Source organism: Thermopolyspora sp. NPDC052614 (genome assembly GCF_040678635.1).
Taxonomy (GTDB): Bacteria; Actinomycetota; Actinomycetes; order Streptosporangiales; family Streptosporangiaceae; genus Thermopolyspora.
Genome location: NZ_JBFATZ010000032.1, coordinates 1 through 17,146 on the forward strand (window position 1 = coordinate 1; position 17,146 = coordinate 17,146).

At 72.0% G+C, this 17,146-nt stretch carries 12 protein-coding genes; 5 read left to right on the forward strand and 7 right to left on the reverse strand.

Translation table 11 applies throughout. The annotated features are described in order from the left end of the window. Nucleotides 1-1,963: 1,963 nt before the first annotated feature. From AB0K60_RS36450 to AB0K60_RS36470, 5 genes are all read right to left on the reverse strand, one after another. Nucleotides 1,964-3,517, reverse strand: coding sequence for a choice-of-anchor I family protein (locus tag AB0K60_RS36450; protein WP_364066054.1), 1,554 nt, complete (start codon nucleotides 3,515-3,517; stop codon nucleotides 1,964-1,966). A 90-nt stretch (nucleotides 3,518-3,607) separates the two neighbouring features. Continuing rightward, on the reverse strand, nucleotides 3,608-3,934 hold the full coding sequence (locus AB0K60_RS36455) for a DUF4387 domain-containing protein (RefSeq protein ID WP_364066056.1): 327 nt from the start codon (nucleotides 3,932-3,934) through the stop codon (nucleotides 3,608-3,610). After that, entirely contained in the window at nucleotides 3,927-5,330 is a 1,404-nt protein-coding gene (locus AB0K60_RS36460) for an acyclic terpene utilization AtuA family protein (protein WP_364066058.1), read from the reverse strand. The genes AB0K60_RS36455 and AB0K60_RS36460 overlap by 8 nt, the downstream gene beginning before the upstream one ends. 22 nt (nucleotides 5,331-5,352) lie before the next feature. Then, entirely contained in the window at nucleotides 5,353-5,577 is a 225-nt protein-coding gene (locus tag AB0K60_RS36465; protein WP_364066059.1) for a hypothetical protein, read from the reverse strand. Further along, nucleotides 5,574-6,866 (reverse strand): MFS transporter, encoded by a 1,293-nt coding sequence (locus AB0K60_RS36470; RefSeq protein ID WP_364066061.1) that lies wholly within the window; start codon nucleotides 6,864-6,866, stop codon nucleotides 5,574-5,576. The genes AB0K60_RS36465 and AB0K60_RS36470 overlap by 4 nt, the downstream gene beginning before the upstream one ends. Nucleotides 6,867-6,967: 101 nt before the next feature. On the opposite strand from AB0K60_RS36470, the gene AB0K60_RS36475 reads away from it, so the two are divergent. Next, entirely contained in the window at nucleotides 6,968-7,705 is a 738-nt protein-coding gene (locus tag AB0K60_RS36475; RefSeq protein ID WP_364066063.1) for a GntR family transcriptional regulator, read from the forward strand. 163 nt (nucleotides 7,706-7,868) lie between these two features. Here AB0K60_RS36475 and trxA read toward each other — a convergent pair whose 3' ends face one another. Together trxA and AB0K60_RS36485 are read right to left on the reverse strand one after the other, a co-directional pair. Next, entirely contained in the window at nucleotides 7,869-8,276 is a 408-nt protein-coding gene (trxA, locus tag AB0K60_RS36480) for a thioredoxin (RefSeq protein ID WP_364066066.1), read from the reverse strand. A gap of 364 nt (nucleotides 8,277-8,640) precedes the next feature. Beyond that, complete coding sequence (locus AB0K60_RS36485; protein ID WP_364066068.1) at nucleotides 8,641-9,390, reverse strand: ABC transporter permease; 750 nt, start codon at nucleotides 9,388-9,390, stop codon at nucleotides 8,641-8,643. A 192-nt stretch (nucleotides 9,391-9,582) separates the two neighbouring features. On the opposite strand from AB0K60_RS36485, the gene AB0K60_RS36490 reads away from it, so the two are divergent. The 4 genes from AB0K60_RS36490 (at nucleotide 9,583) to lon (ending at nucleotide 17,050) form a co-directional block, all read left to right on the forward strand. Next, nucleotides 9,583-10,377 carry a maleylpyruvate isomerase family mycothiol-dependent enzyme gene (locus AB0K60_RS36490; RefSeq protein ID WP_364066070.1) on the forward strand — a complete coding sequence of 265 codons (795 nt, stop codon included), beginning with the start codon at nucleotides 9,583-9,585 and terminating at the stop codon, nucleotides 10,375-10,377. A gap of 497 nt (nucleotides 10,378-10,874) precedes the next feature. Further along, a complete protein-coding gene (cydD, locus tag AB0K60_RS36495; RefSeq protein WP_364066072.1) occupies nucleotides 10,875-12,659 on the forward strand; it encodes a thiol reductant ABC exporter subunit CydD in 1,785 nt (594 codons plus the stop codon). After that, nucleotides 12,656-14,404 carry a thiol reductant ABC exporter subunit CydC gene (cydC, locus tag AB0K60_RS36500; protein ID WP_364066075.1) on the forward strand — a complete coding sequence of 583 codons (1,749 nt, stop codon included), beginning with the start codon at nucleotides 12,656-12,658 and terminating at the stop codon, nucleotides 14,402-14,404. The genes cydD and cydC overlap by 4 nt, the downstream gene beginning before the upstream one ends. A 258-nt stretch (nucleotides 14,405-14,662) precedes the next feature. Next, entirely contained in the window at nucleotides 14,663-17,050 is a 2,388-nt protein-coding gene (gene lon / locus AB0K60_RS36505; protein ID WP_364066077.1) for an endopeptidase La, read from the forward strand. The last annotated feature ends 96 nt before the right edge of the window (nucleotides 17,051-17,146 follow it).

Below are 17,146 nucleotides of genomic sequence, written 5' to 3' on the forward strand. Positions count from 1 at the left end.
GCCTGCGCCCAGGAGGTCAGCCGCCGCCAGCCGATCATCACCGAGATCAGCTCATGGTTCTTCAGCGTGCCCATCGCGGCGCCGGTCCCGGCCAGCCGCTCCAGCAGCACCGCCAGCCCCGCACCCGGCGACATGAACTCGGCATCCTCCGCAGGGCCGGGCGTGGCGCAGACGTCCCCCGCAGCGCCGGTCGCGGGGCCCGGACCGGCAGACGACTCGGCGGACGGTCCGCCGGACGGGCCGCCAGACGGCCCAGAGGACGGGCTGGGGTCCGGGCCGGCTGCGTCCGAGCAGGCGGAGGCGGGGGCGTCGTCTGGGGGCGTGGGCTCGGAGGTGGCCTGGGTGCCGGTATCGCAAGGGTGGGCGGTTGCGCCTGCTGCAGGCCGAGCCGAAGGCACGCCCGGCGTGGGAGGCGAGGCCGGGGCGAGGCCCGGCGACGAGGACTGCGGTGCCGAAGAGCCCGGTGACGTGGAGCCAGAGGAAGGGCAGCCCGGTGACGTGGAGTGAGGAGAAGGGGAGCCCGGTGATGCGGAGTGCGGTGAGGTGGAGTGCGACGAGGAGCGAGAGGAAGGGGTGGCGGGGCCGTTGACGGCGGCCATGGGTCACCTTCCTTTCGCTTTGTCGGCTGACCGGCTTCTATTCTCTCGCGTTCAGGTCGAACATGCGAACGAAGCATTTGCGACATAGATGGAAATGGCTAAGCAGATCGGAAAGACTAAGGGAAGATTTTTTCGAATTGGTGGAGGCCTGAGTCGGCAGAGGGCTCGCCACACACCCGCAGCCGACGACCCTCGAACGGCGTGCGGATGCCGACGCCCGCGCCTTGACCGCCATCACCAGCAGGAATGATCACCCCGGCGGCGGTCAACATGTCGATCAGGCCGGTGACACACGCCACGGTCAGGCCGTGCGCTCAACAGGGCAACGCCTGCCAGACCCACGGCGTATCCGAGCGGCCGGCGAACATGCCGTCGCGCCCCCGAAAGCCTGGAAGGTACCGGTCAAGCTGCGCTGCCGCCCTGCCGCGCCACCGCGCCGGTTCAGGCCATCTTCGTCCTGCAGGCCATCCAGGAAGATCGCCACTCAGGATGTAGGGTCGAGAGCCGGCGCGGTGGCGTCTCCTGGCGGTAGGGCCTGGGGCCTTCGGCTCCGCCGGTTTCCCGGACGGGTGTTCCACCCCAGTGACCATGACCGGGTGTATTGCTCCGTTTCCAGCTCCCGCCGCATCGAACCGGGCATGCGTTCTCCCGCACCCGGCTCACCGACGCCGTTCACCGGCGGCATTCGGCCTCACCCGCCAGGGCTTGCCCGCCCTGGGCGGGACGGTGATTCCATACAAGCCAATCAGTCCGAGGTCGACCGGCCGCGAGCGCGCCGGCGCCCATCAGCCGAACGCCGTGCTGCGACGGTGGCGACGGTGGCGACGGCGGATGAAATGCGCCAATCGCCACTGCGCATGTCGCCTGATCCTGCTGAGGTGCCGGGTCGAGTGTCCGTAACAGAAATGCTCCCAGGCTCTTCACCGCGTCCATGCCCTTCGATTTCGAAGGGCTCGGCTCTCCCTTGGCCCGCTCCGAAAGACGGCTGAGTAACGACGCCGCAGGTTTCGCTTCATGCTACGGACCGCATCGTCGCCTCCCCTTCACAGGGCCTTTGACGCCGGGCTTCGACCTCATCCGTTTACAGACCGGATCGCCGGCCTGCCACCGGGCCTCCTGGCGGCTACCCAGGCCGGACTTCCACCGGCAAGCGACGACGAGCTTACGAACAGCAGGACCCACCGCTACGTCACGGCTGACCTCCTGCTCTGCTGGGCGCACGAAAAGGCCTCTCTGTGTTGACAACTTCGGTTTGGCGCAGAGGTCCCGCAGGAGACGGCTCATGACGGCCCTGCGGATGATGGCGGCCCAGGTGTTCGGTGTTCTTGCGTCGTTCTTGCGTCCCGATGGGGAGGTTTGGGGGTTTAGCGGACTTCGTATATGGCGGTGGTGCCGCTGATCTCGTGGCCGACGATCAGTAGGGGGCGGTGGGTGGGGCTGTGGTGGGCGGGGACGAACAGGACGCCCTCGGGGCCGACGTCGCCGGCGGTGCCGTCTTCGACGGAGCCGGTGAAGTCTCGGGTGGTGAGGTAGGCGGCCTGGCGGGGGTGGCGCGGGTCGGTGAGGTCGTAGGCGACGATGCCGCTGACGCGTTCTAGGCCGACGAAGGCGTAGGGGCGGGCGTGGACCTCGCCGACGGTGACGCCTTCGGGCTCGGGGCCCTTGTTGTCGCTGCGGCTGTCGAAGGAGTCGTTCTCCTCGTTGTCGGCGTTGAAGTGGGCGGGGAGTTCGCGGGCGATCAGGCGTTCGAGTTCGTCGCCGGAGTCCCAGAGTAGTTCGCCCTTTGCGGACCATATCGAGATGGAGCGGGCGCCGAAGGTGTGCAGGGCGGTGTACGCGCCGGACGCGTCCGTCGGGGAGTCGGCGGCCACGGTGAGGCGTCCCAGTTCGGTGTCCTTCTGCAGGTCGGCGGCGTTGGGGAAGGCCGTCGTGGACAGCTTGAGGTCTTTGACGCGTTTTTCGTCGGCGTGGCAGTCCCAGTCTCGGCCGTCGCCCTCGTTCGCGGTGACCAGGTGCGTACGGCCCCGCGAGCGGAAGTGGGCGATGGCGTCGGGCATGTACAGGCCCTTGACGGGGTGCGGGCGGATGTCGATTTTTCCGTCACGGTCGGAGGCGTCGAGGCCGCTGCGGGAGAAGTCCTTCAGGCCCAGCGGGGCGATGCGGGTCACGGCGGCGCGGTCGAGGTCCACGACCGCGATCGCGTTGTTCTCCTGGAGGGTCACCCAGGCGGTGTCGCCTTCGGTGGTGATGTACTCCGGTTCGAGGTCCTGGGCGACGCTCGCACCGGGGCCGCTGAGCCGTACCCCTGCCCTGCGCAGCCATTCGGCGTCGTCGTTGAAGCGGGTGAATCCGGCGGTGCGCACTTTGTCGCGCCGCAGGTCGATGACGCTGACCGAGCCTTCGGGGTCGTCGACGGCGCCCTGGCAGTAGGAGGCGGGCTCGCCCTCGTTGGCCACGACGAGGCGGCGGCCGTCGTCGGTGAAGGTGATCATGTCGGGGAGCGCGCCGACGGGGTACTCCTTGAGCTTTCTGCCGACGCGGGCCTGGAAGAGCGTCACCTTTCCGGGATCGGTCTTCTTCGCCGCCTCCTGGGCGACCGCCACCAGGCCCCCGTGGACGGCGACGCTGTTGGCCCCGGGGGCCGTCAGTGTGGCCGCCCGCTTGGGGGTGCGCGGATCGCGGATGTCGAGTACGTCGATGGTGCCGGCCTGCGCGTTGACGACGAACGCCCGCCTGGTGGCGGGGTCATATGCGGTGATCTCCGAGGCTCCGGTGCCGACCGACCCGGTGGTGAACCGGCCGAGGAAGGCCAGTTCGATGTCGTGGTGGGGCTTGGCCTCGGCCGGGGTGGCGAAGGTGAACGACAACGCGGCGACCGCGCTGATCGCGGTCAGCCGCGATGAGATTGTGTGACGCATGTGCAGGATCTTCACGAACCGCCGTGACCGGTCCCTGAAGCGACGATGGCCGCCCGGTGAACGCCCGGCGTTGCGGTCACACGTCACGCCTCACGGGGGCACGAGCGCCGCCAAGGGGACGTGGTGCTGGCCTGCGTGGACGTCTCGGTCGCGGAGGCTGCCCTGGGCGACCGGGCGGGGGTAGGAGATCTTCACGACGTTGAGGGACGGGATGCGGAAGATCTGGACGTCGGCCGGGTCGAGGTCGTAGAGGCGGGCGACCACGTCCTCGTTGATGAAGGTCTCGTCGGCGACGATCGCGTAGTCCTCGGGGGTGCGCATGAAGAGCTCCATGGTGATCCAGAACGGGCCGGCGTTCTTGGAGCGGACCTCCAGGGCCAGTTCGCCCAGGGTGGGCTTGCGGCGGTCGTCAGTCACGGGGGGCACCTTCGGGGAGCTCGACGCGGAACAGTTCGGTGGGGTCGTCGATGTCGACGACGTGGTTGAGGACGAATTCGTAGGCGGGGCCGCGCTCGGTCTCGGCCGGGGAGGTGGCGAAGGCGAGGCTGGGCAGGTGGTCCATGTCGGGGGTCGGGAGGTGGAGCATGAGCGGGTTCGCGATCTTGGCGATGGCGGTGGCGGTGGCCTGGTCGGGGGCGTTGACCAGCATCATCACGCCGACCTCCCGAGGCGGGGCGGATGACGGGTCGATGGTGCCCAGGACGGCGTTGTGGCCGTACGGGCGGAGGTCCACGGCGTACGCGGAGGGGTCGAGGTTGAGCGTCTGCCGTACGCGGTCGGCGAGGACCTCGTGCATCAACGCGATCCACGTGTCGATCCGGGCGAGAATGTGCGGGTCGCGGATGGCGCTGAAGGACATGGTCTCGTAGCCCGTGACGCGGGCCCCTTCGAGTTTGATCGTGTACTGCTCGGCGAACTCGAAACGCGACCCCTCGACGCGTACCCGGCGGTCGTCCAGGGCGGTGTAGGCGGCGTCGGTGACGTCCAGCGTGCCCGCGGGCTCGCGCATCCGGAACGGGTTGACGGTCTCGTAGAGCATGTGTGCCGCCACCGACGTCGGCGTGCAGGCGACGGCCGGGTCCAGGGGCTCGATGGTGAAGCCGCCGTGGTCGATGGTGGCGAGGACGCCGCCCGCGCGCGGGTTGGTGGTGCACTGCCCACCGCACTCTACGATCTTGGACGCGTGCCAGACCGGGCCCGGCGGCATGCCCTTCATCAGCGGGTACGTCGCGGCGAGGGCGGTGTCGGTGGCGCGGCCGGCGAGGACCACGTCGGCCCCGGCCCGCAGCGCCGCCGCGATGGGTTCGTGGCCCATCATGCCGACGATGTGGGTGCAGTCGTCCAGCGTGGCGGCGTCCAGGTCGCCCATCGGCGGCAACGGGTGGATGCGGCCCTCGTTGAGCCGCTCCTTCAGGGCGGCGGCGGTTTGCTCGCTGTAGACGCGGGCGACCCGCAGGTTCAGGCCCTCCTCCCGCAGGACCTGGGCGGTGATCGCGGCGACCCAGTCGACGCCGGAGTCGGTGCCGCTCGTGCCGCACGAGCCGACGATCAGCGGAATGCCCGCGCCCGCCGCGGCCCGCAGCAGGATCCGCAGGTCGCGGGCGACGGCCGCGGCGGTCGTCTTCGGCCTGCCCGAGCCGAGATAGTACGGCCCGGAGTCGGTGGAGCCCCCGTCGAGGGCGATCACGTCGGCCCCGAGCGCGATCCCCCGGTCGACCGTCTCCGCCGGGAACCCGGCCCCGAGCATTCCGCTGGGGGTCAGGACCTTGACCTCCTTCGGATCGGGATTCCCCGTCGAAGGCGTGCTCGTCATCTTGTCCTCGTCTCCGTAGTGATCACTTGTGGTGTCGTGTTCCCGCCCGTACGCCGGAAGCGGACGCGTGGTGCGAGAACCGGGGCGGCGCCCGCATCGCCTCCCGGCGCCGGAAGGCCGCCGAGCCCGGCGGCCGGCTCCCGCGGCGATCAGTGTGCCCGCGTACCAGGCCGGTCGCCTCGTCGCCCAACGCGCCGAACGCGCTGGACGCGCCGGGAGCGCCGGTGGCCGTGGCCGGGGTGCTCATGCGGCGTGCTCCCGGGCGGAGCTCGCGCGCAGCCGTCGGTGGATGCGCAGCACCAGCAGGATCGCGACGACGGTCAGGGCGGCGAGGTGCAGGAACATCAGGTGCCACCCGGTGAAGTCGACGGCCAGGCCGACGAGTGCCGGGCCGCCGATTCCCCCGCCGGCCCAGCCGACCGTGTACAGGCCGCTATAGGCGCCCAAGACGCGGCTCGACGGGGCCAGATTCCACAGCACGACGACCGCGTTGATCACGAATCCGGCGGCGCCGGCCGCCGCGAGGCACATCGCCACGACGGTGCCCGCCGGGGTCTGGACGGCGGCGCCGAGGAGCGTGCCCGCGCAGAAGACCGTCATGCCCACGGCCATGATCCGGGGCCGCCCGAAGCGCTCGGCGAGCAGCGCGGCGGGGAAGGCGGCGAGGAGGAAGGCGACGCCGCTCGGCAGCGTCAGGCCGCCCGCCTCGCCGTCGGACAGGCCGAGGACCGTCACGCCGTACGGGGTCATCAGGGAGCGCGAGGCGAACCACGCGCAGCCGAAGACGAACACGGCGGCGATCAGCAGCAGCCTGCTGCGGTCGCGGTCGAGCACCAGGTCGCCGATGACGGTCCTCATCTTGATCTTGGCGGGGGTGTGGCGCGGCGCCCCGGCCGCCGCCGCCGCGTCCTCGACGAGGGCCGACCGATAGGCCGGCGAGCGGCTGTCGCGTACCCGCCAGACGAGCACCGCCGCCGCCACCAGCATGAGCGCGGACGGTACGGCGAAGGCCAGCTTCGGGTGGTCGTCGACGAGCAGCAGGCTGATCAGCGCGGCCACGATGACGGTCAGCCCTGAGGCGATCTTCACGGCGGCGTTGGCGCGGCTGCGGCGCTCTGGCTCGATGAAGTCGGGCATGAGCGACTCGCTGATCGGTCTGAAGCTGTTCATCACCAGCGCGTACAGGAAGATCACCAGGATCAGCCAGGCGAGCGACGTCATGAGCGGGATGAGCAGGAACAGCGCCGCGCCCAGCGGCATCATGACCGCCAGGTACGGGATGCGGCGTCCCCAGGAGGTCCGGGTGTTGTCCGACCGGTTGCCCATGTACGGCTGGATGAAGATGCCCAGCAGGTTGTCCATGCCCATGATCAGGCCGATCACGGCGGCGCTCGCGACGTGGTCTCGCAGCAGCTCGGGCACGCGGTTGTCGTAGAAGTTCCAGGTCGACTCCTGCGCGAACACCGCCAGGGCCACGTAGAACGTGATCCTCCCGGTGTCGGTCGTACGGCTGCCCGCTCGTAGTGCGCTGGCCATGGCGTCCTCCTCGGTGTGGCGAGAATCACAGTAGTTGCCATAGCAAAATTGTCAACACATAGCATCGAGGGCATGCCATTGAGTGCTGTTATCGTGGAGTCATGGTGATCGAGTCGACGGCGGATCGCCCCGGCACGGGCGGCGAGACCCGGGCCGACCACGCCTACCAGGCGATCCGGGAGGCGATCGGGAGCGGCGCGCTGCGTCCCGGCCAGAAGGTGACCGAGCGGGGCCTGGCCGAGCGGCTCGCGGTGAGCCCGACGCCGGTACGCGAGGCGCTGCGGCGGCTCGAACAGGACGGGCTCATCGAGCGCACGGGACCGCGGACGGTCGTCGTGGCCGACATCGCCGAGCGCGCCATCGACGACCTCGCCGAGGTCGAGGTCGCGCTGCGGGGGCTGGTGGCCCGGTTCGCGGCCCGCAACGCCACGCCGGAGCAGCTGGACCGTCTCGACGCGATCCTCGACGCCGCCGACGACCTGCTGATCGTCATCGTCACCAGGCGACGCGACGGCGAGAACGTCGACCGGCACATCGCCGCGCTGCTCGACCGGATGCAGGAGTTCAACGACACGGTGAACGCGTGCGCGGCCAACCCGGTGCTGATCCGGCTGCTCGAACAGTCCCAGGTCTTCTCGCCGCCCGAACGCCGCGCCCTACGCCTGGAGAGGATCGCCTCCGACGACGACTTCGGCGGGCTGAACCGCTACGGGAGCCACCGCGCCCTGGTCCGCGCCCTCCGGGAGCGCGACGCGGCGACGGCGGAACGGCTGGTCATCGAGGACGCCCAGGGCGGGCTGGACGCGCTGCGCGCCCGGCCCGGCGAGCGGAACGGGTGACACCGGCGCGGGCCGTGCGTCGGCTGGGAAACGGCCGGACGAACACCAAGTCGGGGCATCGCGAACAGGGGCACGGCGGCGAGGGTCATAGCGAACAGGGGCATGGCGAATAGGCCATGCCCCGTCGCGGTTCGGCTTCAGTGGGCGGGGTGCCCTGAGGTGATCAAACCTCCTTGGCCTCGCCGTCCAGCTCGGCGGCGATCTCGGCGCGGATCTCGTCCATGTCGAGGGCGCGGACCTGGCTGATGAGGTCTTCGAGGGCGGTGGCGGGAAGGGCCCCCGGCTGGGCGAAGACGACGATGCCGTCGCGGATCGCCATGATGGTGGGGATGGCGGTGATGTCGAACCCTTCGGCCAGACCCGGCTCCGCCTCAGTGTCGATCTTCCCGAACTTGATGTCGCTGTGCTTCTCCGAAGCCTTCTCAAAAATGGGCGCGAAGGACCGGCACGGTCCGCACCATGAGGCCCAGAAGTCCAGCAGCACGATGCCGTCGTCGGCGATCTCGTTGAAGTTCGTCTCGGTTACCTGGATGGTCGCCACCAGCGACTCCTGTCTGTCTGCGTCTTGCATTCGAGTGTTCTGCGCTCGAAGTCATAACCCTTACCCGTACGCGCTCATTCCATCCTTGCGCACACCGAAATCCGACGCGCCGCGCACGACGCGCCCCGCCCGCGCGAATTGAGAATCCGCGCAGCTCAGTGCGTGCGGGGTCGGCGCGAAAATCAGCCTGGCCGCCAACGCCCTGTCGCTCGCCGCGTCCCCGTCCCTTGACGGCTTCGAGCGCTACCGTCCCGGCCAAACGGTCACCCTGATCGGTTTCCTGCTGTACGCCTGGCGAATCAGCAGCGCGCTTCGCCGCCCGCGCGCCACCGCGCGCCAGCCGGGAATCTCGCGGGCGAACGCGGCGCCGCCTGAGAATTCGCCGGTACGCGGATCAGGCCGTGCCGAACCGGCCGCGTACGACGAGTTCGACGGTCACCAGAATGGTCGCCGCCTCGGCGGCCAGCAGCGCGACGAGGACCACAAGCTGCACGACGCCCGCCTGGATCGGGCTCGCCCCGCCCAGCAGCATGCCCACGAACGCGCCCGGCAGGGTGACGAGCCCCACCGTGCGGGTCTGGTCGAGGGCGGGCACGAGCGCCTGGGCGGCGGCGGGCCTGCAGATCTCCAGGGCGGCGGCCCGGGGCATGAAACCGAGCGCGAGCGCGGCCTCGACCTCTCCCCTGCGCTGGGCCAGTTCGTCCAGCGCGCGCCGGCCCGACAGCGCGGTCGCCGTCAGGCAGCCGCCCAGCAGGATCCCGGCGACCGGGATGATCACGATTCCGTCGGTGGAGACCGTGCCGCTCACCGTCAGCACGGCCAGCACCGGCGCGGCCCCGGCCGCGATGGGCACCCCCGCCCACCAGGCCGACCGGGCGGAGCGGGTGACGCGCCGCCCGGCCGTGTAAGCGGCGACGCCGTACATGACCAGGATGAAACCGGCCACCGCCACGCCGACCTCGATCACCCATGTGATCACCGCGGACACGACGCCGAGTTGCAGCGCCGCCCGCAGGCACGCCGTCACGACCGCCCTGCCGTGCCCCAGCCCGCCGAGCAGGGCCACCAGCGCCCCCGCCGCGACCAACACGAGCAGGGCCACGGGCAGCAGCGGCGTCACCGAGATCAGCGAAGAGGATCGCATGGCACGTAAGTCTGCCAACGCGGCGTCCGCGCTCCGCGAGGAGACATGTGCCGGGGCGCGGGCGGCGCTCGCCCGGCGACGGTGACCCGCTGCCGCGTTTCACCGGATCCGCGTGGGATGATCCCTCCGCCCACCGGTGTTGCGAGTCACCAAAATCACACCGAAAACACTGGGCCGGACAGGAGAGTTGTCATGAGCGACCGAGCGGATGAGTTGATCAAGTTGCTGCGGACGGAGGGCGACGAGCTCGCCTCGCTGGTACGCGGCTTCACCGCCGACGACCTCGCCCGCGAGTCGGGAGCCGCGGAGTGGGACGTCTCGCAGGTGCTCAGCCACCTGGGCAGCGGCGCGGAGATCAACCTGGAGGGCCTGAACGGGGCGGTGAACGGCACCGGAACCCCCTCGATGGACTTCATCCGCGGCGTGTGGGCGCGATGGGACGGCAGGTCCCGTGCCGAGCGGGCGGAGAACTACCCCACCGCGAACGCGGCCCTGGTGAGCGGCCTTGAGAGCCTGGACGAGGCTGCCAAGCGGGAGCTCAGGATCGAGTTGTGGTTCCCGGCGCCGCCGCAGGACGTGGCCGGATTCGCCGGTATGCGCCTGCGGGAGTTCGCCTTCCACACCTGGGACGTCAAGGCCGCGTTCGACCCGTCGGCGACGCTCTCGCCGGCCGTCGTCGAACCGCTGATCGACCTGGTCCATGTCATGGTCGGCTTCGTCGGCAAGCCCGAGGGGCTCGGCGGACGCCAGGCGACCGTGGCCGTACGCCTCACCGAGCCCGAGCGCGCCTTCGGCCTCGACATCGGTGAGAAGGTGTCCATCGTCGACACGCCCGCCGAACCGGACGCGACCCTCACGGCTCCCGCCGAGTGGTGGCTGCGCCTTCTCTACGGCCGCCACTCGCCCGAGCACACCCCGGCGTCGGTCGAGTTCACCGGCGGCACGATCTCGCTGGACGATCTGCGCCGCGTCTTCCCCGGCTTCTGACGCCTCCCGCCCCGCCCGGCGTGCCGAAGCGCGTCCGGGCGGGGACTCCCGCCCGAGGTCCCGACGTCACCGCGCGCCGACCGGCCACCAACACCGCCACCCGGGCCCATCCCACTCGACCGGGACATCTGGTTCACCGGCGACACGATCTCCCTCGACGACCTGCGCCACGCCTCCCCCGGCTCCCGACGCCTCCCCTCCCGCCCGGCCTGCCGAAGCGCGCCCAGGCGAGGACTCCCGCCCGAGGTCACCGCGCGCCGACCGGCCACCAACACCGCCACCGGCACCCATCCCACTCGACCGCTGTCAGTGCTCACGCTCACGGTTCCGTCCTTCACCCCTGTCCGGCATTCGCGCGCAAGTGTGGGTGTGACGTACTTTCGGGCCTGAGACCCGAAATAGGGACGGGCATACCGCCCGTATACCGTCATTTTCCGAGCCTTGGTTCTCCGAGGCCAGGCGGCGTGCACGCCGCCGAGCGCTGCTTTCGAGGGGCGATGCACAAAGATCTGGTACGGCTCGCGCGGGCCGAGCGGGCGGTCCGCCGCCACCTGGCCGTCTGCCTGGGGGCCGCCGTGCTGGCCGGGCTGCTGGTCCTGGTCCAGGCCGAGCTGCTGGCCGGGGTGCTGTCGGGCCGGTTCGCCACCGCCGTGCTGTTCCCGCTCGCCGTGGTGATCGCGCTGCGCGGGCTGCTGGTGTGGCTGCAGGGGGTGGCCGCCGGGCGCACCGCCACGGCGCTGAAGTCGACGCTGCGGCACCGGCTGCTCGGCAGGCTGCAGGATCTCGGGCCCGCCCGGCTGAGCTCGCACCGCTCCGGCGAGCTGATCACGCTGACGGGACGCGGCCTGGACGGGCTCGACCCGTACGTCACCGGATATCTGCCAGCGGTGGCGGTGGCCGGGGTCGTGCCGCTGGCCGTACTGGTGCGGCTGTTCGCCGCCGATCTCGGCAGCGCGCTGATCGTGCTGATCACGTTGCCGCTGCTGCCGCTGTTCGGCGCGCTGATCGGCATGCACACCAAGGCGGTGACCGAGCGGCAGTGGCGCGCCCTGTCCCGCCTGGGCGGGCATTTCCTCGACGTGGTGCGCGGCCTGCCGACCCTGCGGGCGTTCGGCCGGGCGCGGTACCAGGCGACGGTCATCCGCTCGGTCGCCGACGCGCACCGGTCGGCGACGATGCGCACGCTGCGGGTGGCGTTCCTTTCGGCGCTCGCGCTGGAGCTGGTCGCGTCGCTGTCGATCGCGCTGGTCGCGGTGCCGATCGGCCTGCGCCTGCTGTCCGGGGCGATGGAGTTGCACGTCGGGCTGCTCGTGCTGCTGCTCGCCCCGGAGGCGTACCTGCCGATCCGCATGGTGGGGGTGCGCTTCCACGCCGCGATGGAGGGCGTCGCCGCCGCCGACCAGGCCTTCGCCGTCCTCAACGAGGAACTCGACCGCGACGCCGACCGTACGGAGGAGGGGCGGCGGGGAGCGGCCGGCCGCGCCACATCGGAGACCGGCGAAGCGGCACCGGCCATCGAGGACTGGGCCTCCACCGAGGAGGCGGATGTGCCGGAGATCCGGCTGGAGGCCGTGACGGTGCGCTACCCCGGCCGTGAGGACGCGGCGCTGGAGGACGTGTCGCTCACCATCGCGCCCGGGGAGCGGGTGGCGCTGGTCGGGCAGAGCGGCGCGGGCAAGAGCACCGTGCTGAACCTGCTGCTCGGCTTCGTGACGCCCGAGAGCGGCCGGGTGCTGATCGACGGGATCGACCTGCGAACGCTTGACCTCGATCGATGGCGGGCGAGGCTGGCCTTCGTCCCGCAGCGCCCGCACCTGTTCGCCGCCTCGGTCACCGACAACATCCTGCTCGGCTCCGGCGGCGGCGCGGGTCCCGGCGACGCCTTCGGAAGGGTACGCGCGGCGGCGGCCGAGGCGCAGGCGGCCGAGTTCATCGAGGCGCTCCCGCAGGGGTACGACACGGTGATCGGCGAGCGCGGCGCGGACCTGTCGGCCGGGCAGCGGCAGCGCGTCGCCCTGGCCCGCGCCTTCTGCCGCCCCGACGCCCGGGTCCTGCTGCTCGACGAGCCGACCGCCCGCCTCGACGGGCGCAGCGAGGCCGCGATCGTCGCGGCGACCGACCGGCTGGCGCGGGGCCGTACCGCCGTGATCGTGGCGCACCGCCCCGCGATGATCGACCTGGCCGACCGGGTGATCCGCATCGAGTCCGGGCGGATCGTCTCCGACCGCCCGGCGCGCGAGCGGGCCCGCACGGCCGCCGACCCCGCAGGTGAGGCCCGATGAACGACAGCGCACACGCAGGCACCGGACGGCTGCGCCCTCTGCTTGACGCCCTCGCCGACATGGCGGGGATGAACCGGCGCATGATCCTGGCCGGGCTCGCCGCCACCGCCGCGGACCTGGCCTCGCTGGGCCTCATCGGAACCTCGGCGTGGATGATCACGCGGGCGGCGGAGCAGCCGCCGCTGACCGCGCTGAGCCTGGCGATCGTCGGGGTGCGCGCGTTCGCGACCGGCCGCGGCGTGTTCCGGTATGGCGAGCGCCTGGCCGGCCACGACGTGGCGCTGCGCGCCCAGGCCACCACCCGCGAGCGCCTCTACCGGGCGCTGGTGCCGGGCACGCCGCCGTCCCACCGCGGCGCGGACCTGCTCAGCCGCATGGTCGACGACACCGACGCCGTGCAGGACCTGCTGGTGCGCTGCCTGCTCCCGGCGCTCGCCGCGCTCGTCACCGGCGTGGCCGCGATCGTGATCGGCGCGTTCCTGCTGCCGGCGGCGGCGCTGACGCTGCTGGCCGGGCTGGTGGCGGCCGGGGTGCTGCTGCCCGCCGCCGCGACGGCCGCCGCCCGCCGCTGGTCGGCCCGGATCGCGCCCGCGCGGGCCGATCTGGCCGCCCGCGTGGCCGACATCGTGCACGGCGCCGCCGACCTGGCCGCCTACGGCGGGAACGCCCCTGCGCTGGCCGCCGCCGACGAGGCCGACGCCCGGCTGGCCCGGCTGGAACGCGGCCAGTCCCGCGTCAACGCCGCCACCGCGGGCGCGGGCATGCTGATCCAGGGCCTCACCGTGGTCGTCGTCACGCTGCTCGCCCAGTCCTCGGGCGTGGACACGGTGGCGACGGCGGTGCTCGCGCTGACCGCGCTGGTGGCGTTCGAGCCGGTGCTGCCGCTCGCCGCCGCGGGCGAGCGCATGGCCGGGATCCTCGCCGCCCTGACCCGGCTCCGCGACGTACGGTCGGCCCCGCCCGCCGTCGCCGCGCCGCCGTCGCCCGCGCCGCCCCCGGAGCCGCCGCTCACCGTGGAGGTGGAGGACCTGGTGGTACGGCACGCCCCCGGCCGCGAGCCCGCCCTCGACGGGGTGAGCCTGACGCTGACGCCGGGCAGGCGGATGGCCCTGGTCGGCCCGAGCGGCGCCGGCAAGAGCACGCTGCTCGCGGCGCTGATGCGCCTGGTCGAGCCCGAGTCCGGCACGATCCGGATCAACGGCGTGGACATCCGCGACCTCACCCCCGAGGACGTGCGCGAACGCGTCACCGGCCTCACCCAGGACCCGTACGTCTTCCAGGCCACGCTCCGCGACAACCTCCGCCTGGCCGGCCCCGAGGCCGACGACGACGAACTCGCCGAGGCCGTACGGCGGGCCAGGCTCGGCGAGTGGGTGGCGCGCACCGGCTGGGACACCGAGCTCGGCGAGGACGCCAGGACCGTGTCCGGCGGCCAACTCCAGCGCCTCGCCCTGGCCCGCGCCCTGCTCTACGACCCGCCGGTGCTCCTGCTCGACGAGCCCGCCGAGGCCCTGGACGAGATCACCGCCGACGCCCTCATGGCCGACCTCCTCGACGTCACCCACGGCCGCACGACCCTGCTGGTCACCCACCGCCTGCTCGGCCTGGACCAGGTGGACGAGATCGTGGTCCTGGAGAACGGCCGCGTCGTCCAGCGGGGCCGCCACGAGGACCTGCTCGCCCAACCCGGCTACTACCGCGACCTGTGGCGGTCGGAGGCCCTGACCTCCCGCCGCGCCCGCTGACGGGACGCTCGGTCCCGGCCGCCCACGACGGTGTGATCCCGCCGTAGCCGTCCGAGCTGTCCGCCGGGTCCGGGTCGTACGGGCCGGGGGAAGACGGGGGTCTGTGCGCCGGTTGCACCGTGTATCCCCCTGCGGGATGCCCTGTGGGGCCGAGGGAACCGGGCGGCGACGATCGCTTACGGCGAACAGGCTCAGATTTGGGAACAATCCTCGACTCTCAAGACTTGAGCCAGACACACTCAGACTTTGGGAGCGCACATGACTGAAAGCCTTGTCCTGCCGGTCCTGCCGCTCGACGACGCCGTCGTGCTGCCCGGCATGGTCGTCCCCGTAGACCTGTCCGACGCCGAGGTGCGCGCCGCGGTGGACGCCGCCCGCGCCGGGGACCGAGTCCTCGGCCAGGCCAAGCCCCAGGTGCTGCTCGTCCCCCGCATCGACGGCAAGTACGGCGGAATCGGCGTGCGGGGCACCGTGGAACAGGTCGGCCGGCTGCCCGGCGGCGAGCCCGCCGCGGTGGTGCGCGGCGCCGAGCGCGTCCGCGTCGGGGCCGGGACGACCGGCCCGGGCGCCGCGCTGTGGGTCGAGGCGACGCCGATGCGTTCCGTCCCGGCGGGCGAGAAGGCCGAGGAGTACGCCAAGGAGTACAAGGCCCTCGCCACCACGATCATGCAGAAGCGCGGCGCCTGGCAGGTCGTCGACGCCATCAACCAGATCGAGGACCCCTCCGTCCTCGCCGACAGCTCCGGCTACGCCCCCTGGCTGACCACGGCCCAGAAGGTGGAGCTGCTGGAGGACCCCGACCCCGCCGCCCGGCTGGAGCGCCTGGTCGCCTGGGCGCGCGAGCACCTGGCCGAGCTGGACGTCGCCGAGACGATTCGCAAGGACGTCCAGGAGGGCATGGAGAAGCAGCAGCGCGAGTTCCTGCTGCGCCAGCAGCTCGCCGCGGTGCGCAAGGAGCTGGCCGAGCTCAACGGCGACTCGGCCGCCTCCGAGGAGGAGGACTACCGGGCCCGCGTCGAGGCCGCCGACCTGCCGGAGAAGGTGCGCGAGGCCGCGCTCAAGGAGGTCGACAAGCTGGAGCGGACCTCCGACCAGTCCCCCGAGGGCGGCTGGATCCGCACCTGGCTCGACACCGTCCTCGACATGCCGTGGAACGTCCGCACCGACGACTCCTATGACATCGCCGCCGCCCGCGAGGTGCTCGACGCCGATCACACCGGGCTCGACGACGTCAAGGACCGCATCATCGAGTACCTGGCGGTCCGCTCCCGCCGCGCGCAGAAGGGCCTGGGCGTCGTCGGCGGCCGTCGCAGCGGCGCGGTGCTGGCCCTGGCCGGTCCGCCCGGCGTCGGCAAGACCTCGCTCGGCGAGTCGGTGGCCCGCGCGATGGGGCGCAGGTTCGTGCGCGTCGCGCTCGGCGGCGTCCGGGACGAGGCCGAGATCCGCGGGCACCGCCGTACCTATGTGGGGGCGCTGCCCGGCCGGATCGTCCGGGCGATCCGCGAGGCCGGGAGCATGAACCCGGTCGTGCTGCTCGACGAGGTCGACAAGGTCGGCGCCGACTACCGGGGCGACCCCACCGCGGCGCTGCTTGAGGTCCTCGACCCGGCGCAGAACCACACCTTCAGGGACCACTACCTGGAGGTCGAGCTCGACCTGTCCGACGTGCTGTTCCTCGCCACGGCGAACGCGCTGGAGTCGATCCCCGGCCCGCTGCTGGACCGCATGGAGGTCGTCACCCTCGACGGCTACACCGAGGACGAGAAGATCGCGATCGCCCGCGACCACCTGGTGCCGCGCCAGCTGGAGAAGGCCGGCATGACCGCGGACGACGTCACCATCGAGGAGGGCGCGCTGCGCCGCATCGCCTCGGAGTACACCCGCGAGGCCGGCGTGCGCTCCCTGGAGCGCGCGATCGCGCGCATCCTGCGCAAGATCGCCGCCGCCGACGCCCTCGGCGAGGCGAAGCCGCCGGTGACGGTCGGGGAGGGCGACCTGGTCGGCTACCTCGGCCGCCCGAGGTTCGTGCCCGAGTCGTCCCTGCCGGAGTCGGCGCAGCGTACGGCGGTGCCGGGCGTGGCCACCGGCCTCGCCGTGACCGGCGCGGGCGGCGACGTGCTCTACGTGGAGGCGTCGCTCGCCGACCCCGAGACGGGCTCCACCGGCGTGACCCTCACCGGTCAACTCGGCGACGTGATGAAGGAGTCGGCGCAGATCGCGCTGTCCTACCTGCGCTCGCGCGGCGCGGAGCTGGAGCTGCCGGTCGGCTCGCTGAAGGACCGGTCGGTGCACATCCACGTCCCGGCGGGCGCGATCCCCAAGGACGGGCCGTCGGCGGGCGTCACGATGACGACCGCGCTCGCCTCGCTGCTGTCGGGCCGCCCGGTCCGCGCGGACGTGGCGATGACCGGGGAGGTCTCCCTCACCGGCCGGGTGCTGCCGATCGGCGGGGTCAAGCAGAAGCTGCTCGCCGCCCACCGGGCGGGCATCACCACCGTGCTCATCCCGGCGCGCAACGAGCCCGACCTGGACGACGTGCCCGAGGCGGTACGCCAGGAGCTGACCGTCCACACCGTCAGCGACGTCCGCGAGGTCCTCGAGATCGCGCTGACCCCGGCCACGGTGGCCGAGCCCGCCGCCGCGTAGCCGGACGCGCCCCCGGGGAGCCGGGCGACCGCCCGAACCCGCCCGGCCCCGGGAAAGCGCGCTTATCCGATCACGATCATTTTGTGATCCACATAT